The 26,946-nt window shown below is 63.2% G+C and carries 29 protein-coding genes, 2 tRNA genes and 1 pseudogene; 22 read left to right on the top strand and 10 right to left on the bottom strand.

Annotated elements, in window-relative coordinates:
* A pseudogene (locus tag EN949_RS15450) lies at positions 1 to 114 on the top strand (sugar kinase); the annotation flags it as partial.
* 11 nt (positions 115 to 125) lie between these two features.
* Here the strand turns inward: EN949_RS15450 and EN949_RS15455 are convergent.
* The 4 genes from EN949_RS15455 to EN949_RS35855 all read right to left on the bottom strand — a co-directional run bounded on the left by EN949_RS15455 (position 126) and on the right by EN949_RS35855 (position 4,143).
* Positions 126 to 1,148, bottom strand: coding sequence for an aldose epimerase family protein (locus EN949_RS15455; protein ID WP_063168174.1), 1,023 nt, complete (start codon positions 1,146 to 1,148; stop codon positions 126 to 128).
* A 92-nt stretch (positions 1,149 to 1,240) separates the two neighbouring features.
* Complete coding sequence (locus EN949_RS15460) at positions 1,241 to 2,698, bottom strand: NAD-dependent succinate-semialdehyde dehydrogenase (protein WP_013531228.1); 1,458 nt, start codon at positions 2,696 to 2,698, stop codon at positions 1,241 to 1,243.
* Positions 2,699 to 2,888: 190 nt separating this feature from the next.
* Positions 2,889 to 3,839, bottom strand: a complete 951-nt coding sequence (locus EN949_RS15465) for an AEC family transporter (protein WP_127370801.1) — start codon at positions 3,837 to 3,839, stop codon at positions 2,889 to 2,891.
* A gap of 70 nt (positions 3,840 to 3,909) precedes the next feature.
* Positions 3,910 to 4,143, bottom strand: coding sequence for a hypothetical protein (locus EN949_RS35855; protein ID WP_032898557.1), 234 nt, complete (start codon positions 4,141 to 4,143; stop codon positions 3,910 to 3,912).
* 20 nt (positions 4,144 to 4,163) lie between these two features.
* Here EN949_RS35855 and EN949_RS15470 point away from each other — a divergent pair, with 20 nt between their 5' ends.
* The 10 genes from EN949_RS15470 to EN949_RS15515 all read left to right on the top strand — a co-directional run bounded on the left by EN949_RS15470 (position 4,164) and on the right by EN949_RS15515 (position 12,022).
* The gene (locus EN949_RS15470) at positions 4,164 to 4,358 is read left to right on the top strand and encodes a hypothetical protein (RefSeq protein ID WP_245459312.1); all 195 of its coding nucleotides are present in this window, start codon (positions 4,164 to 4,166) and stop codon (positions 4,356 to 4,358) included.
* A 103-nt stretch (positions 4,359 to 4,461) separates the two neighbouring features.
* Positions 4,462 to 5,010, top strand: a complete 549-nt coding sequence (locus tag EN949_RS15475; protein ID WP_064993694.1) for a histidine phosphatase family protein — start codon at positions 4,462 to 4,464, stop codon at positions 5,008 to 5,010.
* A 229-nt stretch (positions 5,011 to 5,239) separates the two neighbouring features.
* A tRNA-Tyr gene (locus tag EN949_RS15480) sits at positions 5,240 to 5,313 on the top strand.
* Position 5,314: 1 nt separating this feature from the next.
* Positions 5,315 to 5,381: transfer RNA gene (locus EN949_RS15485), tRNA-Asn, on the top strand.
* 359 nt (positions 5,382 to 5,740) lie between these two features.
* On the top strand, positions 5,741 to 6,883 hold the full coding sequence (locus EN949_RS15490) for a slipin family protein (RefSeq protein ID WP_063168177.1): 1,143 nt from the start codon (positions 5,741 to 5,743) through the stop codon (positions 6,881 to 6,883).
* Between the two features lie 230 nt (positions 6,884 to 7,113).
* The gene (locus tag EN949_RS15495) at positions 7,114 to 7,395 is read left to right on the top strand and encodes an acyl carrier protein (protein WP_010909964.1); all 282 of its coding nucleotides are present in this window, start codon (positions 7,114 to 7,116) and stop codon (positions 7,393 to 7,395) included.
* Positions 7,396 to 7,451: 56 nt separating this feature from the next.
* Positions 7,452 to 8,642, top strand: a complete 1,191-nt coding sequence (locus EN949_RS15500; protein WP_064993697.1) for a beta-ketoacyl-ACP synthase — start codon at positions 7,452 to 7,454, stop codon at positions 8,640 to 8,642.
* A 43-nt stretch (positions 8,643 to 8,685) separates the two neighbouring features.
* On the top strand, positions 8,686 to 9,963 hold the full coding sequence (locus EN949_RS15505; protein ID WP_127370802.1) for a beta-ketoacyl-ACP synthase: 1,278 nt from the start codon (positions 8,686 to 8,688) through the stop codon (positions 9,961 to 9,963).
* A 36-nt stretch (positions 9,964 to 9,999) separates the two neighbouring features.
* Positions 10,000 to 11,028: a zinc-binding dehydrogenase gene (locus tag EN949_RS15510; protein WP_013531222.1), complete on the top strand. Its 1,029-nt coding sequence runs from the start codon at positions 10,000 to 10,002 to the stop codon at positions 11,026 to 11,028.
* 4 nt (positions 11,029 to 11,032) lie between these two features.
* Positions 11,033 to 12,022, top strand: coding sequence for a lipid A biosynthesis lauroyl acyltransferase (locus EN949_RS15515; RefSeq protein ID WP_027160475.1), 990 nt, complete (start codon positions 11,033 to 11,035; stop codon positions 12,020 to 12,022).
* A gap of 61 nt (positions 12,023 to 12,083) precedes the next feature.
* Here EN949_RS15515 and EN949_RS15520 read toward each other — a convergent pair whose 3' ends face one another.
* A complete protein-coding gene (locus EN949_RS15520; RefSeq protein ID WP_013531220.1) occupies positions 12,084 to 12,512 on the bottom strand; it encodes a L,D-transpeptidase in 429 nt (142 codons plus the stop codon).
* A 4-nt stretch (positions 12,513 to 12,516) separates the two neighbouring features.
* On the bottom strand, positions 12,517 to 12,723 hold the full coding sequence (locus tag EN949_RS15525; protein WP_127224121.1) for a hypothetical protein: 207 nt from the start codon (positions 12,721 to 12,723) through the stop codon (positions 12,517 to 12,519).
* Positions 12,724 to 12,731: 8 nt separating this feature from the next.
* Between EN949_RS15525 and EN949_RS15530 the strand changes: the two genes are divergently transcribed.
* The 5 genes from EN949_RS15530 (at position 12,732) to EN949_RS15550 (ending at position 19,098) form a co-directional block, all read left to right on the top strand.
* The gene (locus EN949_RS15530) at positions 12,732 to 14,012 is read left to right on the top strand and encodes an acetylornithine deacetylase/succinyl-diaminopimelate desuccinylase family protein (RefSeq protein WP_063168179.1); all 1,281 of its coding nucleotides are present in this window, start codon (positions 12,732 to 12,734) and stop codon (positions 14,010 to 14,012) included.
* A 161-nt stretch (positions 14,013 to 14,173) separates the two neighbouring features.
* Positions 14,174 to 15,652, top strand: coding sequence for an ABC transporter substrate-binding protein (locus tag EN949_RS15535; RefSeq protein WP_127366724.1), 1,479 nt, complete (start codon positions 14,174 to 14,176; stop codon positions 15,650 to 15,652).
* Between the two features lie 13 nt (positions 15,653 to 15,665).
* Positions 15,666 to 16,613 carry an ABC transporter permease gene (locus EN949_RS15540; RefSeq protein WP_127366725.1) on the top strand — a complete coding sequence of 316 codons (948 nt, stop codon included), beginning with the start codon at positions 15,666 to 15,668 and terminating at the stop codon, positions 16,611 to 16,613.
* Positions 16,610 to 17,479 carry an ABC transporter permease gene (locus EN949_RS15545; protein ID WP_127366726.1) on the top strand — a complete coding sequence of 290 codons (870 nt, stop codon included), beginning with the start codon at positions 16,610 to 16,612 and terminating at the stop codon, positions 17,477 to 17,479. The genes EN949_RS15540 and EN949_RS15545 overlap by 4 nt, the downstream gene beginning before the upstream one ends.
* On the top strand, positions 17,476 to 19,098 hold the full coding sequence (locus EN949_RS15550; protein WP_013531215.1) for a dipeptide ABC transporter ATP-binding protein: 1,623 nt from the start codon (positions 17,476 to 17,478) through the stop codon (positions 19,096 to 19,098). The genes EN949_RS15545 and EN949_RS15550 overlap by 4 nt, the downstream gene beginning before the upstream one ends.
* A gap of 21 nt (positions 19,099 to 19,119) precedes the next feature.
* Here EN949_RS15550 and EN949_RS15555 read toward each other — a convergent pair whose 3' ends face one another.
* Positions 19,120 to 19,551, bottom strand: coding sequence for a TerB family tellurite resistance protein (locus tag EN949_RS15555; protein ID WP_027160480.1), 432 nt, complete (start codon positions 19,549 to 19,551; stop codon positions 19,120 to 19,122).
* A gap of 147 nt (positions 19,552 to 19,698) precedes the next feature.
* Between EN949_RS15555 and EN949_RS15560 the strand changes: the two genes are divergently transcribed.
* From EN949_RS15560 to EN949_RS15575, 4 genes are all read left to right on the top strand, one after another.
* Positions 19,699 to 20,484 (top strand): TSUP family transporter, encoded by a 786-nt coding sequence (locus EN949_RS15560; RefSeq protein ID WP_127367346.1) that lies wholly within the window; start codon positions 19,699 to 19,701, stop codon positions 20,482 to 20,484.
* 51 nt (positions 20,485 to 20,535) lie between these two features.
* On the top strand, positions 20,536 to 20,706 hold the full coding sequence (locus EN949_RS15565; RefSeq protein ID WP_013531212.1) for a hypothetical protein: 171 nt from the start codon (positions 20,536 to 20,538) through the stop codon (positions 20,704 to 20,706).
* A gap of 101 nt (positions 20,707 to 20,807) precedes the next feature.
* A complete protein-coding gene (locus EN949_RS15570) occupies positions 20,808 to 21,638 on the top strand; it encodes an AraC family transcriptional regulator (protein WP_027160481.1) in 831 nt (276 codons plus the stop codon).
* Positions 21,639 to 21,710: 72 nt separating this feature from the next.
* Positions 21,711 to 22,130 (top strand): VOC family protein, encoded by a 420-nt coding sequence (locus EN949_RS15575; protein ID WP_127367347.1) that lies wholly within the window; start codon positions 21,711 to 21,713, stop codon positions 22,128 to 22,130.
* Positions 22,131 to 22,148: 18 nt separating this feature from the next.
* Here the strand turns inward: EN949_RS15575 and EN949_RS15580 are convergent, their stop codons facing one another.
* Positions 22,149 to 23,621: a cobyric acid synthase gene (locus EN949_RS15580; protein WP_127371287.1), complete on the bottom strand. Its 1,473-nt coding sequence runs from the start codon at positions 23,619 to 23,621 to the stop codon at positions 22,149 to 22,151.
* Complete coding sequence (locus EN949_RS15585; RefSeq protein WP_127365795.1) at positions 23,621 to 24,235, bottom strand: dimethylsulfonioproprionate lyase family protein; 615 nt, start codon at positions 24,233 to 24,235, stop codon at positions 23,621 to 23,623. The genes EN949_RS15580 and EN949_RS15585 overlap by 1 nt, the downstream gene beginning before the upstream one ends.
* Positions 24,236 to 24,378: 143 nt before the next feature.
* Here EN949_RS15585 and EN949_RS15590 point away from each other — a divergent pair, with 143 nt between their 5' ends.
* Both EN949_RS15590 and mmsB read left to right on the top strand, forming a co-directional pair.
* A complete protein-coding gene (locus tag EN949_RS15590) occupies positions 24,379 to 25,545 on the top strand; it encodes an isobutyryl-CoA dehydrogenase (RefSeq protein ID WP_013531207.1) in 1,167 nt (388 codons plus the stop codon).
* 25 nt (positions 25,546 to 25,570) lie between these two features.
* Positions 25,571 to 26,455 (top strand): 3-hydroxyisobutyrate dehydrogenase, encoded by an 885-nt coding sequence (gene mmsB, locus EN949_RS15595; protein ID WP_127365794.1) that lies wholly within the window; start codon positions 25,571 to 25,573, stop codon positions 26,453 to 26,455.
* Between the two features lie 326 nt (positions 26,456 to 26,781).
* Here the strand turns inward: mmsB and EN949_RS15600 are convergent.
* A partial coding sequence (locus EN949_RS15600; RefSeq protein WP_164782503.1) for a glycine cleavage T C-terminal barrel domain-containing protein occupies positions 26,782 to 26,946 on the bottom strand: 165 nt, incomplete at its 5' end.

The raw sequence follows: 26,946 nt of genomic DNA on the forward strand, positions 1-26,946 counted from the left end.
GGCCACGACCCGCAGGAAGCCGCGCGCCGTGCGCATCGTGTCGCCGCCGCCGTGGTGCAAGTGCGCGGCGCGCTGGCGCCGTTCGAGACGCTGCGGGCGGCTTTCGAAGGCTAAGGTCGGAAAAACTAGGGCAGGCGGAACCTGTATTCCGTGACGTGGTGGTAGATCGCGCCCGGCCACAGCGTTGCTTGCGGGAAATAAGGCCGGTTCGGCGCGTCCGGCCAAATCTGCGGCTCCAGGCAGAAGCCGCAAAAGGCCTTGTAGTTCCGCCCTTCCAGCCCGGTGCGCGGCGTCACATACTGGCCGGTATAGAGCTGGACGCCGGGCTCGGTGGTCCAGACCTCCATCTCGACACCGGAACTGGCGCCTTGCGTCCATGCCGCCTGCTTGAGCGGCCCGCGTGCCGAAGCAAGGCAGAAATTCTGGTCGTAGGGCAGTTGATCACCCTCGGTTTCCATGCGCAGCGGCCGCGCCTGGCGGAAATCGAATGGCGTGCCGTCAACCGGCTTGACCACGCCTGTGGGGATCATGTCGCCATCGACCGGCAGGTAGGCGCCGGCATTCAGCATCATCCTGTGGTCGAGAATGTCGCCTGCGCCGCCATCATCCAGGTTGAAATAGGAATGCTGGGTGAGATTGCACAGCGTCGGCTCCTCGCAGGTGGCGGTCAGCTCGACGCTGAGCGTGCCGGGGATCTTCAGCCGGTAGGTGCAGGTGACGTCGAGCGCGCCGGGAAAACCCATCGTGCCGTCGGGATCGTGCAGCGTCAGCGTGACGAAATCCCTGCCATGCAAGGAAACCGTCCACGGCCGGTGGGAGTAACCTTGCGAGCCGCCATGCAGCGTATGCTTGTCGAGGAAGTTTTGCTCGGTCTGGTAGCGGCTGCCGCCAATGGTGAAGCGGCCGTCGCGGATGCGGTTGGCATAGCGGCCGACGACCGCACCGAAGAAGGCCGTATCCGTCTCGTAGCCTTCCAGACTGTCATAGCCGAGCACCAGCGGAGCATCGTGCCCGGTCAGGCGCAAATCCTGGATGATCGCGCCCAGACCGATGATGTTGGCTGTGATGCCGCCGCCCCTGATCGTGAAGCGACGCACCTGCTCGCCAGCCTGCGTCGTGCCGAAAACCTCGCCGTCCTTCATCGCCATGCCCGTAAATGCCAGTTGATCCAGAAGACTTCGGCTGGTTTTTCCATGAGAGATGGGCAGGCCATCGGCCTCCCCATCCCAGGGATAGCCTATCAGAGGCCGAGGCCGCCGATGCAGACATATTTGGTGTCGAGATAATCCTCGATGCCCTGATGCCCGCCTTCCTTGCCGAGGCCGGATTCCTTGACGCCGCCGAACGGCGCCTCCGGCGTGGTGATGAGGCCTTCATTGACCCCGACCATGCCGTATTTCAGCCCTTCCATCACTCGGAAGGCGCGGCCGAGGTCACCGGTGTAGAAGTAGCAGGCAAGGCCGAATTCGGTGTCGTTGGCGAGGGCGACGGCTTCCTCTTCGGTCTCGAACTTGAACACCGGTGCGACCGGGCCAAAGATCTCTTCCTTCATGAAGCGCATCTTGGGTGTCGCGTTGGCGATGACCGTCGGCTGGAAGAACGAACCGCCGAGCGCATGGCGCTTGCCGCCGGCAACGATCTTGCCGCCCTTTGATGTGGCGTCGGCGATCAGTTCCTCGACCTTCTCGACCGCCTTCTCGTCGATCAGCGGCCCCTGCTGCACGCCGTCCTCGAGGCCGGAGCCGACCTTCAGCGCGTTGCTGGCGGCAGCGAGCTTCTCGACGAACTTGTCATAGACACCTGCCTGGACAAGGAAGCGGTTGGTGCAAACGCAGGTCTGGCCGGAATTGCGGTACTTGGCGGTGATGGCGCCGGCGACGGCACGCTCGAGGTCGGCGTCGTCGAAAACGATGAACGGCGCGTTGCCGCCGAGTTCCATCGACACCTTCTTGACGGTGACCGACGACTTCTGGATGAGAAGCTTGCCGACCTCGGTCGAGCCGGTGAAAGTGATCTTCGACACCAGCGGATTGGCGCAGATCTCGTCGCCGATCTCGCTGGCCGAACCGGTCAGGATGTTGACGACGCCCTTGGGGAAACCGACTTCCTCTGCGAGCGCGCCCCAGGCGAGACCCGAATACGGCGTCTGCGACGCAGGCTTGACCACGGCGGTGCAGCCGGCGGCGAGCGCCGGGCCGAGCTTGCGGGCCAGCATCGAGGACGGAAAATTCCACGGCGTGATGGCGGCGATGACGCCAACCGGCTCCTTGGTCACCAGGATGCGGCGGTCCGCCCATGGCGAGGGCACGACGTCGCCATAGGTGCGGCGACCTTCCTCGGCGAACCACAATATGTAGGACGCGGCCGAGCCGATCTCCCCCTTCGATTCGAACAGCGACTTGCCCTGCTCGATGGTCAGCAGTTCGGCCAGTACGTCCTGATTGTCCATCATCGCGTCGTGCAGCTTGCGCAGCAGCTTCGAGCGCTCGAGCGCGGTCGTCTTGCGCCAGGTCTTGAAAGCTTCCGCGGCGGCTTCGATGGCGCGGCGGGTCTCGGCCTTGCCCGACTTCGGCACGGTGCCGATCTTGAGACCGGTGGCAGGGTTGTTGACGTCGACCGTCTGGCCGCTGTCGGCCTGCACCCATTCGCCATTGATGAGATTGGCCTGCCGCATGAAATGGCTGGTTTTCTGAAGCATGCTATCCTCCGTTCGGCGCCCTGACGGGCGGGTCTGTGAAATCTTCGGTGCGCGTGCGCCATGGACTGAGGCCGGCACGCCGGAGCCACTGCTCTTTACCGAGGGCAAGGCACGCAAGCAATCGCAAGATGGCATATAGGGCTTGGGCCAGAGCGAGACGAGAGCAGGCTGACGTGCTTACACCGATGCCTTACCCGAAAACGTACAAGACAACAGTCAGCCAGAACGCGGTGGTGACGGCGGCGCAGGCCGTGGCGAGGGTCATCTGGTTCGACGCCAGCGCCTGGCCGGTGTTGAACTGCACCGCGATCAGATAGGAATTGACGCCGGATGGCATCGCGGCCACCATCACCGCCACCTTGGCCGTCAAGGGCGGCATGCCGAGCAACCAGACGAAGACCAGCACCAGCGCCGGCATCAGGAACAGCTTCAGCACCGAAAGCGCCAACGCCGGCCGGACATTGCCCGATATGCCGAAACGGCGCAGGCTGAGCCCCATGGCGAACAGCGCCACTGGCCCGGCAGTGCCAGCCAGCGTATCGACCAGCCGCGTGGCAAGGTTCGGCAGCGGCGCGCCGGTTAGGCGCCAGGCCAGCCCGGCCAGGATACCGATGATCAGGGGATTGGTGAACAGTCTTCTCAGAAAGCTCTGGACGATGCGCAGCGGGTGTACGGGCTCACTGCCACCGCGGCCAAATATCTCGAACATGATGATCGAAGCCATCATCATGGTCGGCAGATGCACGGAAACGAGCAGCGACAGCACTTCGAATCCCCTCGACCCGAATACGCCGAGAACGAAGGGAATGCCCAGCAGCACCACATTCGAGAAGGACGACGACACTCCACCGACGATGCCTGCGCGTGCGTCCCGCCCGAAGATCCGCGTCGTCACCAGATGGCCGGCAGCCCATGTCATTGCAACCGCCGTGAAGTAAGCGCCCCACAGCGGCCAAGGCGCCACGCCATGGAAGTCGGACTTCACCATCGTCTGGAACAGCAGCAGCGGCATCGCCACGTTGATGGCAAATTCCGAAATCCCCTCGCCGCTCGCCGGCTTCAGATAGCCGGTGAGCCCGGCGAGGTAGCCGAGCGCGACAAGGCTGAAGACGAAAAGAACGGTTTCGGTGAGCGGAGACATTTTTACCGTGAGGGGCGGGTTCCCCGTGATAGGCGAGCCAGGACCGCGACGCAATCGCGCCTGAATTTGATCATCGTCGGCTGGCAGCGTTATAGAGGGCTTGGATCATCAGGGCGGACACGAACGACAAATGGCCTTTGTCCGACTCTCGAACCTCAGTCTTTTGCAGCGGGCATGGCTGACGGCTTTCGTCGCCGCACTGCTTTGTCTTGCCGCGACCGCGCTTGCAGTTGCCGAGACGAAAAGCGACGCGCGCAGCGTCACCGATCGAGGCCGCATTCACGGCGACGCTGAAGGTATTCACCAGGGAAGCCTTCCGATGCAATGGCCTTCGCGCAGAACAATCTCGGGGATGTCAGCTGGAACCGGGCCAGCTATGGCGGCGGCAAGGCCGAATATCAAAAGGCGATCGGATTCTTCGAGAACGCCAAGCAGTTTTACCGAAGCCGGCTACACCATGCCATCCCTCTCACCGACCGGAAGGTCGATCTGGTGAAGAAGCAGATGGCGAAGAAGTAGGTCTACGCTTCCCGCCCACCGCGCCTTGTCTTTCGGCCGGCTTTACCGTCCCTATATGTCCTGCCACCGGAACCCCTTGCCGGGAACCGCAGAAGGATAGCGGATGATTCGATTTGCCTTGGCGTTGTTCCTGCTTGTTGTTCCCGGCGTGGCGCACGCCACGGATGCAGGCTGGGCGCTGCTGCGCGACGGCGGACACGTCGTGCTGCTGCGCCATGCCATGGTCACCGGCACCACCGATCCGGCCAACTTCGACATCGACAGCTGCGCCACCCAGATGAACCTGTCGGCGCGCGGCAAGCAGCAGGCGAGCAAGATCGGCGCTCTGTTTGCCGCTCGGGCGGCACCGATCGAGCGCGTGCTGTCCAGCCGCTATTGCCGCTGCCTCGACACCGCCCGCATCGCCTTCGAGGCCGACCCGGAACTCTTTGCACCGCTCGATCTCCTGAAAGGCGACGAGACGCAGAAGGCCGCGCAGATCGCTGCGATCCTGAAGGAAATCCGCGCCTATTCCGGCTCCGACAATCTGGTCATGGTCACCCATCTGGAAGACATCGTGGCACTGACCGGCATCTCACCGCGCGAAGGTGAGGCCGTCGTCGTCGAGCCGCAAGGCGATGGCCTGCGCGTGCTCGGCCGCGTCACCTTCTGAGCGTGCTGCGCGCGATCGCTGACGCCGAAAGCGGTGTTGCTGAAATGTCACCGTTGAAAGAAGCCGCAAATTCGCCGTGACAATGCCGCTTGCGACAACCCGTCGCAGGGGCTATAGGCGCGCTCCCGGTCACGAGAACCGAAGCGAGCACAACGGTTGGAGCTTTCGTCTCCGCCCGTGCAGGCGGCATTGCCGCCCTGTATACGGCGCCGCTTTGGGGATTGGGATCGCGGATGTAGCTCAACTGGGAGAGCGCCGGACATAATCCGGAGGTTGTGGGTTCGAGTCCCTTCATCTGCACCACGGATAGCTCAGTTTGGTTAGAGCATCAGATTGTTAATCTGACTGTCGAAGGTTCGATTCCTTCTCCATTTGGCCTTTGAAAAGCCATCCGAAAAACGGTCCGGGGACTGGAATGCGAAAGACTGGACGGGTGACCCAAGCTTTCGGGCGCGGATCATCCCAAGCGTCTTTCGCCATCGGCTCGCGGCCAGGCCCGCGGTGACGATCAAGGCGCGATGTCGCCGGCAAGGGAGGCTAAGGCCACCTGCGCCCGCTTCGCTGCCCCGCGATCCGCTCCCGAAGGCCCGCCACGGCTCGATGCCACCAGTCCCCGGATCATTCGTGCCCGGGCTGCGACGCAAGAGACGACGTGAAACGAGAAACGAAGGGAAGATCGACGCATGACGTGACGCCTCGCATGGGGGCCATGCCCGACAGGAGTAAGACAATGACCATTCTCGACAAGGTTCTTGGACGCGAGCGCGTCCTCGTAAAGGAAAACGAACGTGCCCTCGCCCTCCACAAGGGGGAGATCAAGGCTGTCCTGCTGCCGGGCGAGCACTGGCTCGCCAACCGGCGCGGCAGCCTCGAAGTGTCTCGGCACGATCTGAAGAACCCGGAATTCGTTTCGGCATACGAGAAGGCGTTGTTCGACAAGCTTCCGGATGTGGCCGCGCGTCATTTCACCGTCGTTCGCACCGGGCGCACGGATGTCGCCGTCATCGAGCGTGACGGCAATCTGCACGCCGTGCTGGCACCGGACCGCAAGCTCGTGCTGTGGACGGATGCCGGCCCGTGGAAGGTGACGCTGATCGACACGTCAGTCGATCTCGCCATCGATGCGGCGATCATGCGCCGGCTCGGCCAGGCCCGGAAGGCGGAATTGATGTCCGTCCATCCGGTCGTCGATGGTCAGGCCGGACTGCTGTTCATCGACGGTGTCCTGGTCAGGACGCTGACGGCGGGCGTGCATGGCTTCTGGAACGTCGGACGCATGGTGCAGATCAAGGTCGTCGACCTCAAGCGCCAGTCGCTCGACGTTGCCGGGCAGGAAGTGCTGACCAAGGATCGCGTGACGATCCGCGTCAACATCGCAGCCGAATACCGGGTCGTCGATCCGGTCAAGGCGGTCAGCATGGTGAAGGACTTCTCCGAAGCCCTCTACCGCGCCCTGCAATATGCCTTCCGCAAGACGCTTGGCGCGCTGACACTCGATCAGATCCTCGAAAAGAAGGTGACGATCGATGAGGAAGCGGCAGCCAAGGTCCGCGCCGACATGGCCGAGATCGGCGTGGAGGTCAGCGATATCGCGCTCAAGGATGTCATCCTGCCGGGCGAGATGCGCGAGATCCTCAACCAGGTGGTGTCGGCCGAAAAGCAGGCCGAGGCCAACATCATCCGTCGCCGCGAGGAGACGAACGCGACCCGTTCCCTCCTCAACACGGCCAGGGTGATGGCGGAAAACCCGGTGATGCTGCGGCTGAAGGAGCTCGAGGCGCTGGAAACCATCGCCGGCAAGGTCGAGCGGCTGACCGTCCACAACGGAACGGGCGGGCTGCTGAACGATCTGGTCAAGCTTCGCGACAGCTGATGCATGTCGCCAAAAGTGTTCCGCTTTTGGAAAAACGACACGCATCGAAATAAGGCTGACGTTGCGTCAACAGAAGGGCCGCCGGGTAAACCGGCGGCCCTTCTTGCGTTTCGAAGGAAACCTACCCATCTGCGCCCGGCGTATCAGGCCTTTTCCTGCCGGAAAAAACCGATTAGACAGCGCCCAAACAAGATGCGGACAGATTCCGCCCGCAACCGAAGGAAAAGCCCTTGTCCACCACGTTCGACAAAGTCGCCAAGATCATTGCCGACACCAGCGAGATCGATATCGACACCATCACGCCCGAGAGCCATACGATTGACGATCTCGGCATAGACAGCCTCGATTTCCTCGACATCGTCTTTGCCATCGACAAGGAATTCGGCATCAAGGTGCCGCTGGAAAAGTGGACCCAGGAGGTCAATGACGGCAAGGCTTCGACCGACGATTACTTCGTCATGAAGAACCTGTGCGCCAAGATCGACGCGCTGGTCGCCGCCAAGACCGCCTGACGTCAGTTGAGCGCACGATCTTGACGCGCTCTGCCGCCTGACCCACAAAGCCGCACATGAGCAGCCCCCGCGACGTCGTCATATCAGGTATCGGCCTTGTCTCCTCGCTGGGGGAAGGTCCTGACGCCCACTGGCAGAAGCTCGCGCAACCGGGCCCGCGGCCGGTGCTCGAAGCGACGCGCTTTGCACCCTATACTGTCCATCCGCTGCCTGAGATCGACTGGAACCTGCAGATCGCCAAGCGTGGCGATCAGCGCCAGATGGAAACCTGGCAGAGGCTCGGCACCTATGCTGCCGGCCTTGCACTGGACGACGCCGGCATCAAGGGCGATGACGAACTCTGCGCGACCATGGACATGGTTGTGGCCGCGGGCGGTGGCGAGCGCGACGAGGCGGTCGATGCCGCCATTCTCGCCGCTTCGGAAAGCCGCAATGACCGCGATGTACTGCTCAACGAGAAATTGACCACCGAATTGCGGCCGACACTGTTTCTGGCCCAATTGTCCAACCTGCTCGCCGGCAACATCTCCATCGTCCACAAGGTCACCGGTTCGTCCAGAACCTTCATGGGCGAGGAAGGTGCCGGTGTCGCCGCGGTTGAAACGGCCGCCGCACGCATCCGCTCGGGTCAGTCGACGCATATCCTGGTCGGCGGTGCCTTCCAGACCGAACATTCCGATATGCTGCTCGGCTATGAACTCGCCGGCTATCTGCATCGCGGCCCATGGAAGCCGGTTTGGCAAAGACAGGGCACTGAGGGCGGTGGCGTCGTGACCGGCTCCGGCGGCGCCTTCCTGGTGCTGGAGCAGCGCGAACACGCGATGAGCCGCGGCCGCAAGATCTATGCAGAACTTGGACCGGTCGTCTCCGGCCGCGCCCGGCGGCCACGGGGAGAACTCGACGCCGAGATCGCCGCACTGCTCAAGCAGGCTGCATTGCCGAACGGCAAATTGCTGACCCTGTCGGGCGCATCGGGGGCGCATGCAGCGACAACAGCCGAGAAGGCAGCGCTCGATGCCAATCCGGCGATCGCCGCGCGTGGCTTCTCGACGCTGACCGGGCACATGAAGGAAGCACAGTTTCCTTTCGCTGTGGCACTGGCGGCACTCGCTGTCGACCGCAAGGCCGCCTATCCTGTTTTTGATGCCGCAGCCGAGACGCCGTTCGAAGGCGTTCCCCAATCCGTCCTTGCAACGGCGATCGGCTATCACCAATTCGAGGGCATGGCGCTGGTCAATGCCGCGTAACGCGGCTCCACGATCCATGCTGCAACGATAAGAGGGCTCCCGGATGGCCAATCTCAGAGATCACATGGGCAGGCCGATCGTCGCCGTCACCGGCATCGGCGTGGTGACCTCGCTTGGCGTCGGCAAATCAGACAATTGGGCGGCACTGACCTCCGGCAAGTCGGGCATTCACCCGATCACCCGCTTTCCCATCGATCAATTGAACACCCGCATCTCCGGCATGGTCGATTTCCTGCCGTCGAGTTCGAAAGGCGCCAGCCCACTCACCTATGAGCTAGCCGAGCTTGCGGGCTTAGAAGCGGTGAGCGAAGCCGGTCTTGATTCCAGCGATTTCGGCGGACCGCTCTTCCTCGCATCGCCGCCAGTCGAACTCGACTGGGCCGAGCGCTTCTCGCTCTACAATTCTGACAAGGACAAGGATGACACCGCCGCCGAAAGACTGCTTCGGGTCGCGCGTAGCTTGAAAGAGCTGGATATTTTCGAGACCACCCAGTTCGGTTCGATCGCCGGCCGCCTTGCCGATCGCCTTGGCACGCGTGGTCTGCCGATCACGCTGTCGACGGCTTGCGCTTCAGGCGCCACCGCGATTCAGCTCGGTGTCGAGGCGATCCGACGCGGCGAATGCGACCGTGCGCTGTCGATCGGCGCGGACGGTTCCGCGACCGCCGAGGCATTGATCCGTTTCTCATTGCTTTCGGCGCTCTCCACGCACAACGACATCCCCGAAAAGGCGTCGAAACCCTTCTCCAGGGATCGCGACGGCTTCGTGTTGGCCGAGGGATCCGGGGCGCTGGTGTTGGAATCGCTTGAGGCGGCATTGGCTCGCGGCGCGACTATTCTCGGCGTCCTGGGCGGTTGCGGCGAGAAGGCCGACGACTTCCACCGCACCCGCTCCAAACCGGACGCTTCACCGGCCATCGCCGCGGTCCGCGCCGCCCTCGTCGATGCCGGACTGGGTGAAGACGAGATCGACTACGTCAATGCCCACGGCACCTCGACGCCCGAAAACGACAAGATGGAGCATCTGGCGCTGTCGACGGTGTTCGGCGAGCGGATCGGCTCTATGCCGGTCTCGTCGAACAAATCGATGATCGGTCACACGCTGTCGGCGGCGGGCGCTGTCGAGGCGGCTTTCTCGCTGATGACGATGCGCGAAAGCGTCATTCCGCCGACCATCAACTATGACAATCCCGACCCCGCGATCGTGCTCGACGTGGTGCCGAACAAGAAGCGCAACGCCGAGGTCCGCACCGTTCTGTCGAGCTCCTTCGGCTTCGGCGGCCAGAACACTTGCCTTGTCATGGCGCGGGAACCGGTCTAAGCGACCTTTTTCAGCCAGACTGAACCGACAGGCCCCATGCGCGCATTGCAACTTATAGAGGACCGCCGTCTTGAGACGGTGGACCTGCCGCCTCCTCCACCGCCGGCACTCGGCGAAGTCACGCTGCGCATCAAGGCAGTAGCGCTGAACCATATCGACGTCTGGGGCTGGCGCGGCATGGCCTTCGCCAAGCGCAAGCTGCCGCTGGTCGTCGGCGCGGAGGCATCCGGCGAGGTCGAGGCGGTTGGCCCCGGCGTTTCCAGCCTGCTGCCCGGACAATTGGTGTCGATCTATGGCGCGCGCACCTGCGGCCTCTGCCGAGCCTGCCGCGAAGGCCGCGACAACCTCTGCGAACATGTTTCGGGCGTGCACGGTTTCCATCTCGACGGTTTCGCGCAGGAGAAGATCAATCTGCCGGCCCGCCTGCTGGTCCCTGCCCCGCCCGGCGTGACCGACATCGGCGCGGCGGTGGCGCCCGTCACCTTCGGCACCGTCGAGCACATGCTGTTCGACAACGCCAGGCTTCAACCCGGCGAAACCATCCTTATCCATGCCGGCGGATCCGGCATCGGCTCGGCGGCCATCCAGCTGGCCAAGCGGATGGGCTGCACGATCATCACTACGGTCGGCTCCAACGACAAGATCGACAAGGCCAAGGCGCTCGGCGCCGACCATGTCATCAACTACCGCGACGACCGTTTCGAGGGCGTCGTGCGCAAGCTGACCAAGAAGAAGGGCGTCGACGTCGTCTTTGAACATGTCGGCGCCGACACATTCGCCGCCTCGATGCTGTGCCTGAAGCGTGGCGGCCGCCTGGTGACCTGCGGTTCGACTTCCGGCGTGTCGACGCAGATCAATTTGATGCAGCTGTTCCAGCAGCAATTGAAACTGCTTGGCTCCTTTGGCTGCCGCATGGAAAACATGGCCAACGCCATGCAGAAAATGGCGGCGGGACAAGTCGCACCCGTCATCGACACCGAAGTCGGCTTCGACGGTATCGACGCCGCGCTGAAGCGCATGGAAGGCCGCGACGTTTTCGGCAAGATCATCCTGCGCGTCGGCTAGAGCCTTGACCTCTGTATTCAAGAAGTTCCGCCGGGACCTCAAATTTCGTTACGGCAGGCAACTGCGCCAGCTCAATTACTGGCTGGTGGCGCGGGCAGCGATGATGATCATCTCGGTCCTGCGCCTGCTGCCGGCCGACAGTGCGCTGAATTTCGCCGACCGCGTCGCACGCCTGGTCGGCCCCCGGGTGGGACGCCATCAGGTCGCCGTCGACAATCTGCGCAAGGCCTATCCGGAAAAGAGCGAAGCCGAGATCCAGGCGATCGCCTCCGACATGTGGGGCAACATGGCCCGCTTGGCCGCGGAATACATCTTTCTCGACGCCCTCTTCGACTACGACCCCGCGGCCAGCGAGCCCGGCCGCGTCGAGGTCAAGGGAGCTGACCACTTCGTCGAAATAGCCAGCGAAGAGAAGCCGCACATCGTCTTCACCGGTCATCTCGGCAATTTCGAATTGCTGCCGGTGGCGGCCGCGACTTTCGGCATGAACATCACTGCGCTGTTTCGCCCGCCTAACAATCCCTATCTCGCCGACTACATCCTCTCGACGCGCCGCTCGACCATGGGCTCGTTGCTGCCATCCATGGCAGGCGCGTCATTTGCCCTGGCCGGGGTTCTGGAGAACGGCGGCAACATCGGCATCCTTGTCGACCAGAAATTCTCCAATGGACTGGAGACGACATTCTTCGGCCGTCCCTGCCAGAGCAATCGCGTGCTGGCCACCCTTGCCCGCCACTACGATTGCGACGTCTATCCGGCGCGCTGCGTCAGGCTGCCGGGCAACCGCTTCCGGCTCGAAATCGAGGACAAGTTGACCTTGCCGCGCACCGCTGACGGCAGCGTCGATGTCCGTGCCACCACCCAGCGTCTCAACGACGTCGTCGAGCGCTGGGTGCGAGAAGATCCCGGCCAGTGGATGTGGTTCCACAAAAGGTGGGAGATCAGCGGCGGGCGTCGAAAGCGACCGCAGGCAAAGGCGGTCCCAAACGCTTAGGCAGAGCTGCTGGCGTGGGGTTAGCCCAGCGCCAGCAGACAACAGCGAACCTGAACCCGCCTTAGTTGGTGACGACAATGCGCGTGTTGCCGAAACCCACTTCCCGCACCATCGAATAGAACGTGGCGGCATTGGCCGTGTGCAGCCTCACGCAGCCATGCGACGCCGGGCGGCCGAGCTGCCTGACGGCGCCGGTTCCATGGATGGCATAGCCGCCATGGAAGAACACCGAATAGGGCATCGGCGACATATGGTATTTGCGCGAATACCACATCCTGGCCGTGCGCTGCGGCCGATAGGTGCCGCGCGGCGTGAAATAGCCGGTGCGGGCGGTGGAGACACTCCACCGGTAAACCGACGCGCCATATCTGACGGTCATCGTCTGCGACGACACGTCTATATTTGCAACGAGGCTGGCTGCCCAGCCCTGCCCCGAAGCACCGAACAGCATTGCAACAAACATGGTTGCCATGAGAACTGTCTTTTTCATGCGATCAAACCCCTTTGATTGCCCCTAACCTGCCTGCCTGATTGTTTTTCATCTTTTTAATGGCAGATGCACGGGCTAACACACACACCTTGACCAATTCGCCAATCCAAAGCAGCGAATTTGAACGATTTCCCGCAATAGTTGCCGCAACGACACGCCGCACCGGCTTGATCGCCGGCGGGCTTGCAAAACCGCTGGGATCGCTGCTCAACTCTGCGCATGAACCAGCGACTCCTCCAGGCAATCGATGACAGGCGCGACGACGTCGTCGCGCTGACCGCCGAACTGATCCGTTTTCCGACTATCAATCCACCCGGCGAGGCCTACCGGCCATGCGCCGAATATCTCGGCGCGCGGCTGAAGAAGAGCGGTTTCGAGACCGAGTTCATCCGCGCCGAAGGCACGCCCGGCGACACCGACCGCTACCCGCGCGTCAATGTCGTTGCCCGTTCCGAAGGCAGGTCGCCGGGCGCCTGCGTCCACTTCAACTCGCATATCGACGTGGTCGAAGCCGGTGATGGCTGGACCGTCGATCCCTTCGCCGGCATCGTCAGGGACGGCAGGGTCTATGGCCGCGGCGCCTGCGACATGAAGGGCGGCCTTGCCGCCTCTATCATCGCAGCCGAGGCCTTCCTGGAAGTCTTCCCCGATTTTCCCGGCGCCATCGAAATATCCGGCACCGTCGACGAGGAATCCGGCGGCTTCGGCGGCGTCGCGCATCTGGCCAGGCTCGGCTATTTCTCAAAACCCAGGGTCGACCATGTCATCATTCCCGAGCCGCTGAACAAGGACCGCATCTGCCTCGGCCATCGTGGCGTCTGGTGGGCGGAGATCGAGACCAAGGGGGAGATCGCGCACGGCTCGATGCCGTTTCTCGGCGACAATGCGGTGCGCCACATGGGCGCCGTGCTGCGGGCTTTCGAGGACGAACTGTTTCCCGCGCTCGACCGCAAGATGACGCGCATGCCGGTCGTGCCCGAAGGAGCAAAACGCTCGACCATGAACATCAATTCGATCCATGGCGGCCAGACCGAGGATTTCCGGCCCGGCCTGCCGTCGCCCAACGTGCCCGACTCCTGCCGGATGACCATCGACCGCCGTTTCCTGCTCGAGGAAGATCTCGACACCGTCAAAGGTGAAGTGACCGGCATTCTCGACCGGTTGAAACGCGAGCGGACAAAATTCGACTATGAAATCCGCGACCTGATGGAAGTGCTGCCGCTGATGACCGAGCGCGACGCGCCGGTGGTCAAGGCGGTTGCGCAAGGCATCATGGCGATCTTCGACCGCGAACCCGATTATGTCATTTCGCCCGGCACCTATGACCAGAAGCATATAGCTCGCATCGGCCATATCTATGATTGCATCGCTTATGGGCCTGGCATTCTCGACCTCGCCCACCGGCCGGACGAATGGGTCGGCATATCGGACATGGTGGAATCGGCCAAGGTGATGGCGATAGGGCTCAACGTGCTGCTGCGCGGCACAGCCACGGGATAAGGTGCGCACCGCGACAAGCTTCGACTGCCGATGCGGTCGCCAGGACAAAAACATTCCCGGCCACGCCAAGGGGCAGAACGAAACGCAATTTACTCCGTGGCGAAATCACGCTTCTATCACTTGGGTTCGAGCACGTGTCTGAACGCATGGGGAGTTGCACGATGAAATTGTGGAAAACCATTCTGGCGGCCGCGGTGCTGTCGCTGGCCGCCGGCACCTCTGCGTTCGCCGCGCGAACCGACCTGGTCATCGGCATTCCGCTCGAACCCCCGCATCTCGATCCGACCGCCGGTGCCGCCGCAGCGATCGACGAGGTTCTCTATGCCAATGTGTTCGAAGGCCTGACGCGCATCGGGCCGAATGGCGAGGTGCTGCCGGATCTGGCCGAAAGCTGGACCATTTCCGATGACGGCAAGGTCTACACCTTCAAGCTGCACACCGGCGTGAAATTCCATGACGGCACCGACTTCGATGCCGCCGACGTGAAATTCTCGCTCGATCGTGCCCGCGCCGACAATTCGGTCAACGCGCAAAAGGTGCTGTTCGCCGCCATCGACACGGTCGACGTGGTCGACCCGGCAACCGTCAAGGTCACGCTGAAGAACCCGCAGGGCTCGTTCCTCTACAATATGGGCTGGGGCGACGCGGTGATCGTGGCGCCGGAATCTGCCGACACCAACAAGGAAAAACCGATCGGCACCGGCCCGTTCAAGTTCCAGAGCTGGGCCAAGGGATCGTCGATCACGCTGGTCAAATCGGACAATTACTGGGGCACGCCGGCGTCGCTCGACAAGGCCGACTTTCGCATCGTGCCGGATGCCGCGGCCTATGTGCCGGCGCTGCTCTCGGGCGACATCCAGGCTTTCCCGTTCTTCGATGCCGACAGCGTCGCCCAGGTCAAGGACGACCCGCGCTTCAAGGTGGTGATCGGCGCGACCGAGGGTGAGACCATCCTGTCGATCAACAACAAGAAGCCGCCTTTCGACAAGCTGCAGGTGAGGCAGGCGATCTCTTACGCGCTCGACCGCAAGGCCATCATCGACGGCGCCTCGGCCGGCCTCGGCCAGCCGATCGGCTCGCATATGTCGCCGGCCAACAAGGACTATGTCGACCTCACCGGCCGCTACCCGCATGATGTCGCCAAGGCCAAGGAATTGCTGAAAGAGGCAGGCCTCGAGAACGGCTTCAAGGCGACGCTGAAACTGCCGCCGCCCACCTATGCCCGTCTCGGTGGCGAAATCATCGCCTCGCAGCTTCGCGACGTTGGCATCGATCTGGAAATCATTCCGGTCGAATGGGCACAGTGGCTGGACCAGGTGTTCACCAAGAAGGATTACGACCTGACGATCGTCTCCCACACCGAGCCCAACGACATCGATATCTATTCGCGCAAGGATTATTACTTCAACTACGACAACCCGGCCTTCGACAAGGTGATTGCCGATCTCGGCGTCACCTCCGACGAAGCCAAGCGCAAGGAATTGCTGGGGCAAGCGCAGAAGATCCTAGCCGACGATGCGGTGGTCGGCTTCCTCTATGAATTGCCGAAGATCGGCGTCTGGGACGCCAAGCTGCAAGGGCTGTGGGAAAACGCCCCGATCCAGGCCAATGATTTAACCAAGGTGAAGTGGAGCGAGTGATCCCTCACCTTCCATGACCGCCTACCTCCTAAAACGCCTCGCCATCGCCATCGCCACGCTGGTGCTGGCTTCCATGGTGGTGTTCGCCGTCCTGGAGATCCTGCCCGGCGATCCGGCGCGGCTAATGCTGGGCATGAATGCCAGCGCCGACCAGGTCGAGTTGCTGCGCAACCAGATGGGCCTCAACGCGCCGCTGGCTTGGCGCTATCTGCACTGGGCGGGCGGCCTGCTCAGCCTCGATTTCGGCCGCTCCTACACCTATTCGGTGCCGGTCATCGATCTGGTGCGCGAGCGGCTGGCCGTCTCGCTGCCGCTGGCGCTGATTGCGCTTGCGCTCTCCACCCTCATCGCGATTCCCGTCGGCCTGTTTTCCGCCAGCCGGCGTGGACGGGCCGGTGATACGATTTCCATGGGCGCCGCACAGCTTGGCGTCGCCGTGCCCAATTTCTGGTTCGCGCTGATGCTGATCTATGTCTTCGCCGTCTGGCTGCGGCTGGTTCCTGCTGGCGGCTTTCCCGGCTGGAGTGCCGGCGTCTGGCCAGCCTTGAAGTCGCTGCTGCTGCCGGCGTTGGCGCTTGCCTTGCCGCAAGCCGCGATTCTGGCGCGCGTCACCCGCTCGGCGCTGATCGAGGTGCTGAACGAGGACTATATCCGTACCGCCCGCGCCAAGGGTCTGCCCTACCGAGCTGTGCTGTGGCGGCACGCGCTGCGCAACGCCATGATTCCGGTGCTGACCATTCTGGGCCTGCAGTTCGCCTTCCTGCTTGCCGGCACCATCATCATCGAGAATGTTTTCTATCTGCCCGGCCTCGGCAGGCTGGTGTTCCAGGCGATCACCCAGCGCGACCTGATCGTCGTCGAAAGCGTCGTCATGCTGCTGGTCGCCGCCGTCATCGCCGTCAATCTGCTGGTCGACCTTTCCTATGCGGTCGTCGATCCGCGCCTGAGAAGCCGGCAATGACATTGCACATCGACATATCAGAAGAGACGTTCGGCAGCATCCTGGGCAAGGCGTTCGGGAATACCGCCTTCGTTGCCGGTTTCGTCATCACCCTGTTGATCCTGGCAATGGCTGTCGTCTCCTATGCCTGGACGCCCTATGACGTCACGAAACTGGTGATATCGGATAAGACGCAAGCGCCCTCGCTGGCGCACTGGTTCGGCACCGACCATTTCGGCCGCGACATCCTGTCGATGGTCATGGTCGGCGCCCGCAATTCGATTGCCGTGGCACTGGTCGCGGTCGGCATCGGCATGGGGGTCGGCGTGCCGCTCGGCGCCTTTGCCGCGGCACGCGGCGGCCTCGTCGACGAGGCGCTGATGCGGCTGAACGACCTCGTCTTCGCCTTCCCGGCTTTGCTGTCGGCGATCATGATCACCGCCATCTTCGGGCCGGGCGCCCTCAACGCCATCATCGCCATCGGCATCTTCAACATCCCGGTCTTTGCGCGCGTCGCCCGGGCCGGCGCGCTGGCGATCTGGCCGCGCGAGTTCATTCTCGCCGCACGCGCCGCCGGCAAGAGCAGCACGCAGATCACAATCGAACATGTGCTGCCCAACATCGCCACGCTGCTTCTGGTGCAAGGCACCATCCAGTTCGCGCTGGGCATCCTGGCCGAGGCCGGGCTTTCCTATCTCGGCCTGGGTGCGCAACCGCCAATGCCGAGCTGGGGCCGCATGCTGTTCGACGCGCAGACCCGCATGGTGGTGGCGCCATGGATGGCGATCTTTCCGGGCATGGCGATCGTTGTCGCCGTGCTGGGGCTGAACCTCCTGGGCGACGGCATCGCCGACATCCTCGATCCGAAATCGCGGCGGCAGCGATGAGCCTGCTCGACATCGAGAACCTGTCGCTGACCATCGGCGACACGCAGATCCTCAAGGGTGTGGAGCTTTCCGTCGCGCCCGGTGAGGTGATGGGGCTGGTCGGCGAATCCGGTTCCGGCAAATCGATGACCGCGCTGACGGTGATGCAGCTTCTGCCCCATGCCGCGCGCGCCAGCGGACGTGTCACATTCGACGGCATCGACATCCTGGCAGCAACCGAGGACCAGATGTGCGCGCTGCGCGGCGACGACATCGGCATGGTGTTCCAGGAGCCGATGACGGCGCTCAATCCGGTCAAGACCATCGGCGAACAGGTTGCCGAAGGCATACGCTGGCACACCAGGGCCAGCCGCGCCGAGGCCGAAGACCGGGCGCGAAAAATGCTCGACCGTGTCGGCTTGCCCGAAGCGAAATTCCCGCTGTCGCGCTATCCGCACGAACTGTCGGGCGGCCAGCGCCAGCGCGTCGTCATCGCCATCGCCTGTGCGCTGAAGCCGAAGCTGCTGATCGCCGACGAACCGACGACGGCGCTCGACGTGGTGCTGCAGGCACAAATCCTTGATCTGTTGCGCGACCTCGTCGCGGAGAGCCGCATGGGCCTGCTGCTGATCTCGCATGACCTCGCCGTGGTGACCGAGATGGCTGACCGCATCACCATCCTGCGCCGCGGCGAGGTGATGGAAGCCGGCGACACCGCACGCACGCTATCCGAACAGCTCCACCCCTACACGCGCCAGTTGGCGCAGGCCTCGATGCATGTGCCGGCGCGCGCCAGGCCGCATGGCATCGAGACGGGCCGCCCTTTGCTTCAGGTCGAGGGCGTGACCCGCGACTATCCCGGCCGGCGCACTTCGCTGTTCAAGCGCGCGCCTGGTATCCGCGCCGTCGACGACGTCTCGCTGTCGATGGCGCCGAGTCAGTCAGTGGCACTGGTTGGTCGCTCCGGCTGCGGCAAGTCGACGCTCGCCCGCATGATCCTGGCGCTGGATCGGCCGACATCGGGCTCGATCCGGTTCCGCGGCGGGACCATAACCGGCAAGAGCGAAGCCGAGCTGAAGCCGGCGCGACGCGATATGCAGGTCGTTTTTCAAGATCCCTATGGCTCCTTCGACCCGCGCCAGAAGGTGAAAAAGCTGGTTGCCGAACCCCTGCATGTGCTGGAGAAAAAGCCGACGCGCGCCGAGTGCCGCGAGATGGTGGCGCATGCCCTGCACGAAGTCGGCCTCGGCATCAGCGACATGGACAAATACCCCCATGAATTTTCCGGCGGCCAGCGCCAGCGCCTGTCGATCGCCCGCGCCATCATCACCCGCCCCAAGCTGGTCGTTGCCGACGAGCCGGTCTCGGCGCTCGATGTCTCGATCCGCGCCCAGATCCTCGATTTGTTCGCAGAGCTCAACCAGAAGCTCGGCATCGCCTACCTCTTCATCACCCACGACCTGACCGTGGCCCGCGCCATCACGGACGAGGTGCTGGTCATGCATGACGGCAAGATCGTCGAGCGCGGCAAGACGAGCGAAGTGCTCGACCACCCGCAGTCCGAGGCTGCCAAGGCGCTTGTCACCGCCGCCCCTGACTTGCACCGGGCGATCGCGGAGCGGCTGCGGGAGCAAGGCTGATCAGGAGAGAAGGCGGCCCGATCACTCCTGCGTCCTGACCACATCGACCGGGCTGATATCGAGCAGGTCGAGCGTGCGGCGCAGCAGGCGGATCTCGCTCTCGGCCAGTTGCGAATCCGCCTTGGCGATCTCCGCCATATGTTTGGCCAATTGCCGGCGCCGCTCGACGTCGAGATCGCGGAACAGTGCAATCGCCTGCGAGCCATTGGTCTCGTAGCCGAACTCGTTGAGATATTCGATGACGCTGTCGATGCTGCTTTCCTGAATGCCGAAGGCGTCCTTGCAGATGCGCCGGAAGGCAACCATTTCGCTCTCGCTGACCGACCCGTCGGCCAGGATCATGCGAAACAGCATCAGCAATTCCGCCGACAGGACCGGATCGTCCGCCACCTTGCGCACGCCGGGGTCGCCGTCGAATATCTGACGTATCTGGTCCAGCAATGCGAATGCCATCAGGAGCCTCTTTCCGGGTTAACTACACAAACACAATCCAGGCGCGATGCGCTGGGATAGAGGTAGCGCGAAATCGATCTTGCGCAAACAGGGCGGCCGTGGTCGAACGCCCGATATTTCAGCCAGCCGGACACCCCCATACATCAGATGATCGACCTTAGCATCCAGACCGTCGCCATGCTCGCTTTCGCCGCTTTTGCCGCGGGCTTTGTCGATTCGATCGCCGGCGGCGGCGGGCTGATCACAGTGCCGGCGCTGCTGCTTGCCGGCTTCACGCCGGTCCAGGCGCTCGCCACCAACAAACTGCAAGGCATGTTCGGCTCGGGCTCGGCGACCATCCACTACGCGTCGAAGGGTCATGTCGACCTGCGCCGGCAATTGCCGTCGGCGCTTCTGGCCCTTGTCGGCAGCGCCATCGGCGCCTTGCTGGCGACGATCGTGCCGGGTGACATACTGCGGGCTGCCCTGCCCATCGTGCTGATCGCCATCGCGCTCTACTTCGCGTTCAAGCCCAACATGAACGATGTCGACCGCGCCGAGCGCCTGTCGCCGTTCCTGTTTGGATTGACCTTGGTGTCCGCCATCGGCTTCTACGATGGCCTGTTCGGGCCAGGCGCCGGCTCCTTTTACATGCTGGCCTTCGTGGCACTTGCCGGCTACGGCGTGCTCAAGGCGACGGCGCATACCAAATTGCTCAACTTCGCCTCCAACATCGGCGGCTTCATCGTCTTCGCGGCCTTCGGCGTCGTCTACTGGAAGATCGGTCTGATGATGGGCGTCGCCCAGTTCCTCGGCGCTCGCGTCGGCGCCAGCCTGGCCATGCGCATCGGCGCAAGACTGATCAAGCCGCTGCTGGTGATCGTATGCCTGGCGCTTGCTGTGAAGTTGCTGGCTGACCCGGCGAACCCGCTGCGGGCCTTGATTGGTGTGTGATCCCGCGCCCTGATAGGATGCCGCTGTTCGAATCATGTTGGAGAGGCAGACATGAATCTTAGCGCACCTACCCAGATCGTTTTTATCATCTCCGTTGTTATCGCCATCATCGGCGTTCTCGCCGCGCTTGGCGTTCTCTCATTCATTCCACTCGCATCGGTGTGGATCGTGCTTATTGCTTTCATCGTGCTTGCCGGCGGCTGCTTGATGCGCGGCGCCTGACCATTTCCCTTGAAGTGGGGACGAGGAGCGCCCGGCCAAAAGCCGGGCGTTTTTGATTCCGGCCCTTGGTCTGTTAGATTTGACTGGCGCGAGGATGGCCGATGCCAGTCAAGATGCAACCCCAGCAAGAGCAGGACCGGTCCGTCGCCGGGCGGTTTGAGATGCGCCGGCGCCTGCCCGATCCTCGACTTCAGGGCATTGTGTCGGACATTTGCGGCTATCGCGAAATGGCGCCCGGCCATATGCGCAACGTCGAATATGCGTCGCTCACCGTACCGCTGGTCATCAGCTTCGCCGAACCCTTCGCCATCGGCCTCGGCAAGGCGCCCGGCGACAATGACCGCTTCGCCAGTTTCGCCGCCGGCCTCTTTGCCGGACCGGTGGTGATCGAATCCTTCGGCGGCGCCTGCTGCGTCCAGGTCAACTTCACGCCGCTTGGCGCACGCCGTTTCTTCCGCCTGCCGATGAGCGAACTGACAGACAGCATGGTCGTCCTCGACGACGTGCTTGGCGCTCAGGGCTTGGCGCTGCGTGAACGGCTGGGCAATGCGCCGGATTGGACGACGCGTTTCGACATGGCCGAAGCCTTCGTCACCGCCCGTCTCGAGAATGCCGCCGAGACGCCACTTGAAATCGCCTGGGCCTATGACCGCATCATCACATCCGGCGGCCGGACCCGCATTGCATCGATCGCCGAAAGGCTGGGCTGGAGCCGCAAACATCTCGCCGGTAGTTTTTCCAACGCCATCGGCATGGGCCCCAAGACACTGTCGCGCATCGTCCGCTTCAACCGCGCGCTCGGCCTGTCGAGGCAGCAGGCCGTCGACTGGGCCGATATCGCAGCCGATTGCGGCTATGCCGACCAGGCGCATCTGGTGCGCGAATTCCGCGACCTCGCCGGCGAGACACCAACCGGAATCTCGGCCAGGTAACATTTCTTCAAGACGCCGGAACGGCCTTTACCCACAGTGGGGCATCGACCAACCCCACTGAAGGAGATCGACATGACCACCACCACCGAAGCGCCCCGCCTCTACCCCGCCTTGCGCTACAGGAACGCGGCAAAGATGATCGACTGGCTGGGCGAAGCCTTCGGCTTCAGCGTCCGGGCCCGCTATGGCGAAGGCGACGTCGTGCACCATGCCGAACTGGTTTTCGGCTCCTCGATGATCATGCTGGGCACCGTGCGCGACGACGACTACGGCAAGATGGTCGGCGAACCCGGCTCAGGCGGCGGCAAGTCGATCTACATCGCCGTCGATGATGCCGATGCCGCCTATGCCAAGGCCAGGAAGGCTGGCGCCACGATCATCCAGGAATTGACCAACCGCGACTATGGCAGCCGCGAGTTCATCTGCCGCGACCCGGAAGGCAACGTCTGGTCCTTCGGCACCTACTGGCCGAAGGCAAGCGAGAAGGGCTGAGCCAACCTGTGCCGCGAATTACCGCGCCAGTGCAAAGATCGCATCGCAGTCGAGATGGGTCTCCAGCTCGGCTGCGACCTCGTCCAGCGCCCGCTCGACCTCGGCTCGGTAGTCGATGCCGCCGCCCTTGATGCCGAGGCTTTCGAGGAATCTTCCGCGAAAGCCGTCGGCGCCAAACAGACCGTGCATATAGGTGCCGATCACCTTGCCATCGGCCGACACTGCCCCGTCATCGATGCCATTGATGACTGCAGACGGCCTCAGCGTATCCGGCCCGGTGGTGCGGCCGAGATGGATTTCATAGCCTTCGAGCGGCAGGTCGAACGGCACCGAACGGGCCCTGACGTTGCGCACCGTCTTTTCCGGCTCCATCACAGTTTCGATGTCGAGCAGGCCGAGCCCTTCGGCTTCGGTGACGCTGCCTTCGATGCCGTCGGGATCGCGCACCATGCGGCCGAGCATCTGGAAGCCGCCGCAAATGCCCACGACATGGCCGCCGCGCTTGCGATGCGCAAGAAGGTCGCGATCCCAACCGTTCTCGCGGAATTTCAAGAGATCGCCGATTGTCGACTTCGAGCCTGGAATGACCACCAGCCCGGCATCGGCGGGCAGCGGCTTTCCCGGCGGCACGAACACCACCTCGACCTGCGGCTCAGCCTTGAGCGGGTCGAGATCGTCGAAATTGGCGATGCGGCCAAGCATCGGCACCGCCACCTTCAGCGCGCGCGCTTCGCCGGACGCCAGCCGCTCCAGCACCACCGAATCTTCCGAAGGCAAGCGTGCCGCCGCTTTCAGCCACGGAACGACACCGAAACAGCGCCAGCCCGTGAATGTCTCGATCGACTTCAGGCCGTCGTCAAACAGCGAAACGTCGCCGCGGAACTTATTGATGAGGTAGCCGGCGATCATGCGCCGGTCCTCTTCCGGCAGGATCAGATGCGTGCCGGCCACCGAAGCGATGACGCCGCCGCGATCGATGTCGCCGACCAGCACCACGGGCACATCGGCGCGCGTGGCAAAGCCCATATTGGCGATGTCGCGGCTGCGCAGGTTGATCTCGGCCGGCGAGCCGGCGCCCTCGACGATGACCAGATCGGCGCCCTCGCCGACCTTGCCCCAGGACTCCAGCACGGCGTCCATCAGCCGGCCCTTCATCGCCTGGTAGTCGCGCGCCCGCGCTTCCTCGAACATTTTGCCCTGCACGATGACCTGCGCGCCGACATCGGTCTGCGGCTTCAGCAGCACCGGGTTCATGTGGACCGATGGTGCGACACCGCAAGCGATCGCCTGGAGCCATTGCGCGCGGCCGATCTCGCCGCCGCCGGCTTTATCCCCGGGGATATCGGCGACGGCGGCATTGTTCGACATGTTCTGCGGCTTGAACGGCCGCACCTTCAACCCACGCTTTTTTGCCGCGCGGCAGAGGCCGGCGACCAGCACCGTTTTGCCGACGTCGGAACCCGTGCCTTGCAGCATGATCGCTTTGGCCATCAGTCCCTGCCCTGCGCCACGGTTCCGGTGATGTCGGATTTCTGCGCCAGCGGCCCGCCGCGCCAGATGTACAGCGCCAGCAATGGCTCCTTGCCGGTGCGCATGGCGTGATTGACGTTGGACGCGTGATGGACGACCTCGCCGGCCGTACGCATGCAAAAGCCGCTCTCGCCCATGCGCCATTCGGTGCCGCCGGTCAGCGGAATGTAGATTTCCTCGGCGACGTGATGGTGGTCGGGATAGACGATATCTGGTCCAAGGATCAGCAGGCCGGCGGCGGCCGCGTCATTGGCAAAGTGGCCACGTGTGCCGAACACTTCCAGCCAGCCGTAATTCTCGATGAACTCTTTCCCGAAGTCCGCCTCGCCATAAGTCTGCCCCCAGCGGAAATCATTGCGACGTTCGGCAAGCAGTTGCACCAGCGGCTTGGCATCCGGAGGCGCCAGTTCGGCGGCGCGATCGAGATGGCGCAGGCAGGCAAGCGGACGCGGCTCCAGCGTGCGAGCCGGCATGTCCCAGCCGATCCGGGCCACGGCATCGCGCATCAGGACGTGATCCACGGTCGCAAGGTATGCGTGGAACCGGCCCAGCAGTTCATCGAATTTTGTCGTCACATCTTGCTCCGGAATTCATTGATGCACAGCCGCTCCGCAGGGGATCGGGTTGCGCGGCGGCATCATTGGTCTAGATTGGTGCGCGCGCAAAGCCAAAAACAACAGGCCAGCGAGCTAGCTGGCCAGCACACAGGGAGCACGCCATGGACGCCGCGGTCGATGCGAGCACCAGCCAATTCGAACTCAACGAGGAGCAGCGCGCCATCCAGGAGATGGCGCAGGCCTTCGCCGCCGACCGTGTCGCACCGAATGCGCTCGATTGGGACCGCAACAAGCATTTCCCGGCCGACGTGATCCGCGAGACCGGCCCGCTCGGGCTCGGCGGCATCTATATCAGGGACGATGTCGGTGGCTCGGCACTTGGCCGGCTCGACGCCGTGCTGATCTTTGAGGCGCTGTCGCACGCCGATCCGGCCTTTTCGTCCTTCATCTCGATCCACAACATGGTGGCCTCGATGATCGACCGTTTCGGCAATGACGAACAGCGCCAGCGCTTCCTGCCCAAGCTCACTTCGATGGAATGGCTGGCCAGCTACTGCCTGACCGAGCCAGGCTCCGGCTCCGACGCCGCGGCGCTCAAGACTCGTGCGGTGAAGAGCGGCGGCGACTATGTGCTCAACGGCACCAAACAGTTCATCTCCGGCGCCGGCGACAGCGATGTCTATGCCGTCATGGTGCGCACCGGCGCGGACGGGCCGAAAGGCATTTCCACCATCGTCGTGCCCAGAGATGCGCCGGGCCTCTCCTTTGGGGCAAACGAGCACAAGATGGGCTGGCACATGCAGTCGACCCGCCAGGTCATCTTCGAGGATTGCAAGGTGCCGGCGGAGAACCTTCTGTCCGACGAAGGCGCTGGCTTCGGCATCGCCATGGCCGGGCTCGACGGCGGCCGGCTGAACATCGCCGCCTGTTCGCTGGGCGGCGCGCAGTCGGCGCTCGACAAGGCGCTGTCCTACACCGCCGAGCGCAAGGCTTTCGGCTCGAAGATCAATCAGTTCCAGGCGCTGCAATTCAGGCTGGCCGACATGGAGACCGAGCTGCAGGCGGCGCGTATCTTCCTTTATGCCGCCGCCTCGAAGCTCGACCGCAAGGCGCCGGATGCCGGCAAATGGTCGGCGATGGCCAAGCGCTTTGTCACCGACACCGGCTTCAATGTCGCCAATGACGCACTGCAGCTGCTCGGCGGCTACGGCTACCTGCACGACTACGGCATCGAGAAACTGGTGCGGGACCTGCGCGTGCACCAGATCCTCGAAGGCACCAACGAGATCATGCGCGTCATCATCGCTCGCGCGCTGATTGGCCGTTGAAGCCAGCAACTCTGGGAGACAGACAATGACGACGATCGCCTTCATCGGCCTCGGCAATATGGGCAATCCAATGGCCGCCAATCTGGTCAAGGCCGGGCATGCGGTGAACGGTTTCGACCTCGTTCCGGAAAACCTCACCGTCGCCAAGGAACATGGCGTGACGATTATGGCGAATGCCTTGGCCGCGGTGAAGGATGCCGACGTGGTGATCACCATGCTGCCTGCAGGCAAGCATGTCCTCTCCGTCTACGAAGACATCGCGCCCAAGGCCAGGCAAGGCGCACTCTTTATCGATTCCTCGACCATCGACGTCGAGTCAGCCCGCAAAGCCCATGCCGTCGCCAGGAAGCACGGGCTGTCGTCGATCGATGCACCGGTCTCGGGCGGCACCGGGGGTGCCGCAGCCGGCACGCTGACCTTCATGGCGGGAGGCTCCGATGATGCCTTCGCTGCCGCCGAGCCGATCCTGAAGCCGATGGCCGGCCGCATCGTCCATTGCGGCGGCGACGGCGCCGGCCAGGCAGCAAAGATCTGCAACAACATGATCCTCGGCATTTCGATGATCGGTGTCGCCGAAGCCTTCGTTCTGGCCGAAAAGCTCGGCCTGTCGCATCAGGCGCTGTTCGACGTCGCCTCGACCTCCTCCGGCCAGTGCTGGTCCTTGACCACCTACTGCCCGGTGCCCGGCCCGGTGCCGACTTCGCCCGCAAACAAGGACTACAACCCAGGATTTGCAGCCGCCTTGATGCTGAAAGACCTGAAATTGTCCCAGGAAGCCGCCCAAGGTGCGGGTGCTGTAACGCCGCTTGGTGCCGAAGCGGCTCAGCTTTATGCCTTGTTCAACGCCCAGGGACATGGCGGCGTCGATTTCTCCGGCATAATTAATTTTCTCAGGGGTAACCCGGCGTAACCCACGGATTTGGCGGATTTTTCCGGTTTCCTTCGGTGGAAAAAATGAAAATTTAGATTTGCTTAAGCTCTCGATAACTCCGCGGTAACGATGTCCCTATAAAACGGACTGTGAGGCGGACATCTCATCCGTCCGGCGCTCCGGATCAGGTCTCGCGTACCGGAGCCCGTAAGTTTCGACAAGTGCCATAAGTTTCGCAAAGTGTTTGCGTAGCGAAGCGCCATGCGTATCTGGCAAAACCGCGTTCCCATGGAGCGCGGTTTTTGCGTTTTACCCTGCAGCACGGTTGAGACATCGATGAACCGGAAACTGTACTCCGGGATACCTCACATGCGCCCGCGGGCGCCTTCCGGATCATAGGGCGAGTCGGCGATCACCTTTGCCGCGCGGCGCTCGCCGAGGATCGAAACCTCGAGCTCGGTACCGGGCGACACAAGTTCCAGGGGCAGCAGCGCAAGTGTGATGTCGTGACCAAAAGTGTAGGAGTAGCC

This window comes from Mesorhizobium sp. M7A.F.Ca.US.007.01.2.1 (genome assembly GCF_003998165.1).
Lineage (GTDB): Bacteria > Pseudomonadota > Alphaproteobacteria > Rhizobiales > Rhizobiaceae > Mesorhizobium > Mesorhizobium ciceri.

Bases quoted from the DNA above. Each gene is read 5' to 3' on its own strand.
- EN949_RS15455 (WP_063168174.1), bottom strand. From the start codon at position 1,148: ATGGCGATGAAGGACGGCGAGGTTTTCGGCACGACGCAGGCTGGCGAG.
- EN949_RS15460 (WP_013531228.1), bottom strand. From the start codon at position 2,698: ATGCTTCAGAAAACCAGCCATTTCATGCGGCAGGCCAATCTCATCAAT.
- EN949_RS15465 (WP_127370801.1), bottom strand. From the start codon at position 3,839: ATGTCTCCGCTCACCGAAACCGTTCTTTTCGTCTTCAGCCTTGTCGCG.
- EN949_RS15470 (WP_245459312.1), top strand. From the start codon at position 4,164: ATGGCCTTCGCGCAGAACAATCTCGGGGATGTCAGCTGGAACCGGGCC.
- EN949_RS15475 (WP_064993694.1), top strand. From the start codon at position 4,462: ATGATTCGATTTGCCTTGGCGTTGTTCCTGCTTGTTGTTCCCGGCGTG.
- EN949_RS15490 (WP_063168177.1), top strand. From the start codon at position 5,741: ATGACCATTCTCGACAAGGTTCTTGGACGCGAGCGCGTCCTCGTAAAG.
- EN949_RS15500 (WP_064993697.1), top strand. From the start codon at position 7,452: ATGAGCAGCCCCCGCGACGTCGTCATATCAGGTATCGGCCTTGTCTCC.
- EN949_RS15505 (WP_127370802.1), top strand. From the start codon at position 8,686: ATGGCCAATCTCAGAGATCACATGGGCAGGCCGATCGTCGCCGTCACC.
- EN949_RS15510 (WP_013531222.1), top strand. From the start codon at position 10,000: ATGCGCGCATTGCAACTTATAGAGGACCGCCGTCTTGAGACGGTGGAC.
- EN949_RS15520 (WP_013531220.1), bottom strand. From the start codon at position 12,512: ATGAAAAAGACAGTTCTCATGGCAACCATGTTTGTTGCAATGCTGTTC.
- EN949_RS15530 (WP_063168179.1), top strand. From the start codon at position 12,732: ATGAACCAGCGACTCCTCCAGGCAATCGATGACAGGCGCGACGACGTC.
- EN949_RS15535 (WP_127366724.1), top strand. From the start codon at position 14,174: ATGAAATTGTGGAAAACCATTCTGGCGGCCGCGGTGCTGTCGCTGGCC.
- EN949_RS15540 (WP_127366725.1), top strand. From the start codon at position 15,666: ATGACCGCCTACCTCCTAAAACGCCTCGCCATCGCCATCGCCACGCTG.
- EN949_RS15545 (WP_127366726.1), top strand. From the start codon at position 16,610: ATGACATTGCACATCGACATATCAGAAGAGACGTTCGGCAGCATCCTG.
- EN949_RS15550 (WP_013531215.1), top strand. From the start codon at position 17,476: ATGAGCCTGCTCGACATCGAGAACCTGTCGCTGACCATCGGCGACACG.
- EN949_RS15555 (WP_027160480.1), bottom strand. From the start codon at position 19,551: ATGGCATTCGCATTGCTGGACCAGATACGTCAGATATTCGACGGCGAC.
- EN949_RS15560 (WP_127367346.1), top strand. From the start codon at position 19,699: ATGATCGACCTTAGCATCCAGACCGTCGCCATGCTCGCTTTCGCCGCT.
- EN949_RS15565 (WP_013531212.1), top strand. From the start codon at position 20,536: ATGAATCTTAGCGCACCTACCCAGATCGTTTTTATCATCTCCGTTGTT.
- EN949_RS15570 (WP_027160481.1), top strand. From the start codon at position 20,808: ATGCCAGTCAAGATGCAACCCCAGCAAGAGCAGGACCGGTCCGTCGCC.
- EN949_RS15575 (WP_127367347.1), top strand. From the start codon at position 21,711: ATGACCACCACCACCGAAGCGCCCCGCCTCTACCCCGCCTTGCGCTAC.
- EN949_RS15580 (WP_127371287.1), bottom strand. From the start codon at position 23,621: ATGGCCAAAGCGATCATGCTGCAAGGCACGGGTTCCGACGTCGGCAAA.
- EN949_RS15590 (WP_013531207.1), top strand. From the start codon at position 24,379: ATGGACGCCGCGGTCGATGCGAGCACCAGCCAATTCGAACTCAACGAG.
- mmsB (WP_127365794.1), top strand. From the start codon at position 25,571: ATGACGACGATCGCCTTCATCGGCCTCGGCAATATGGGCAATCCAATG.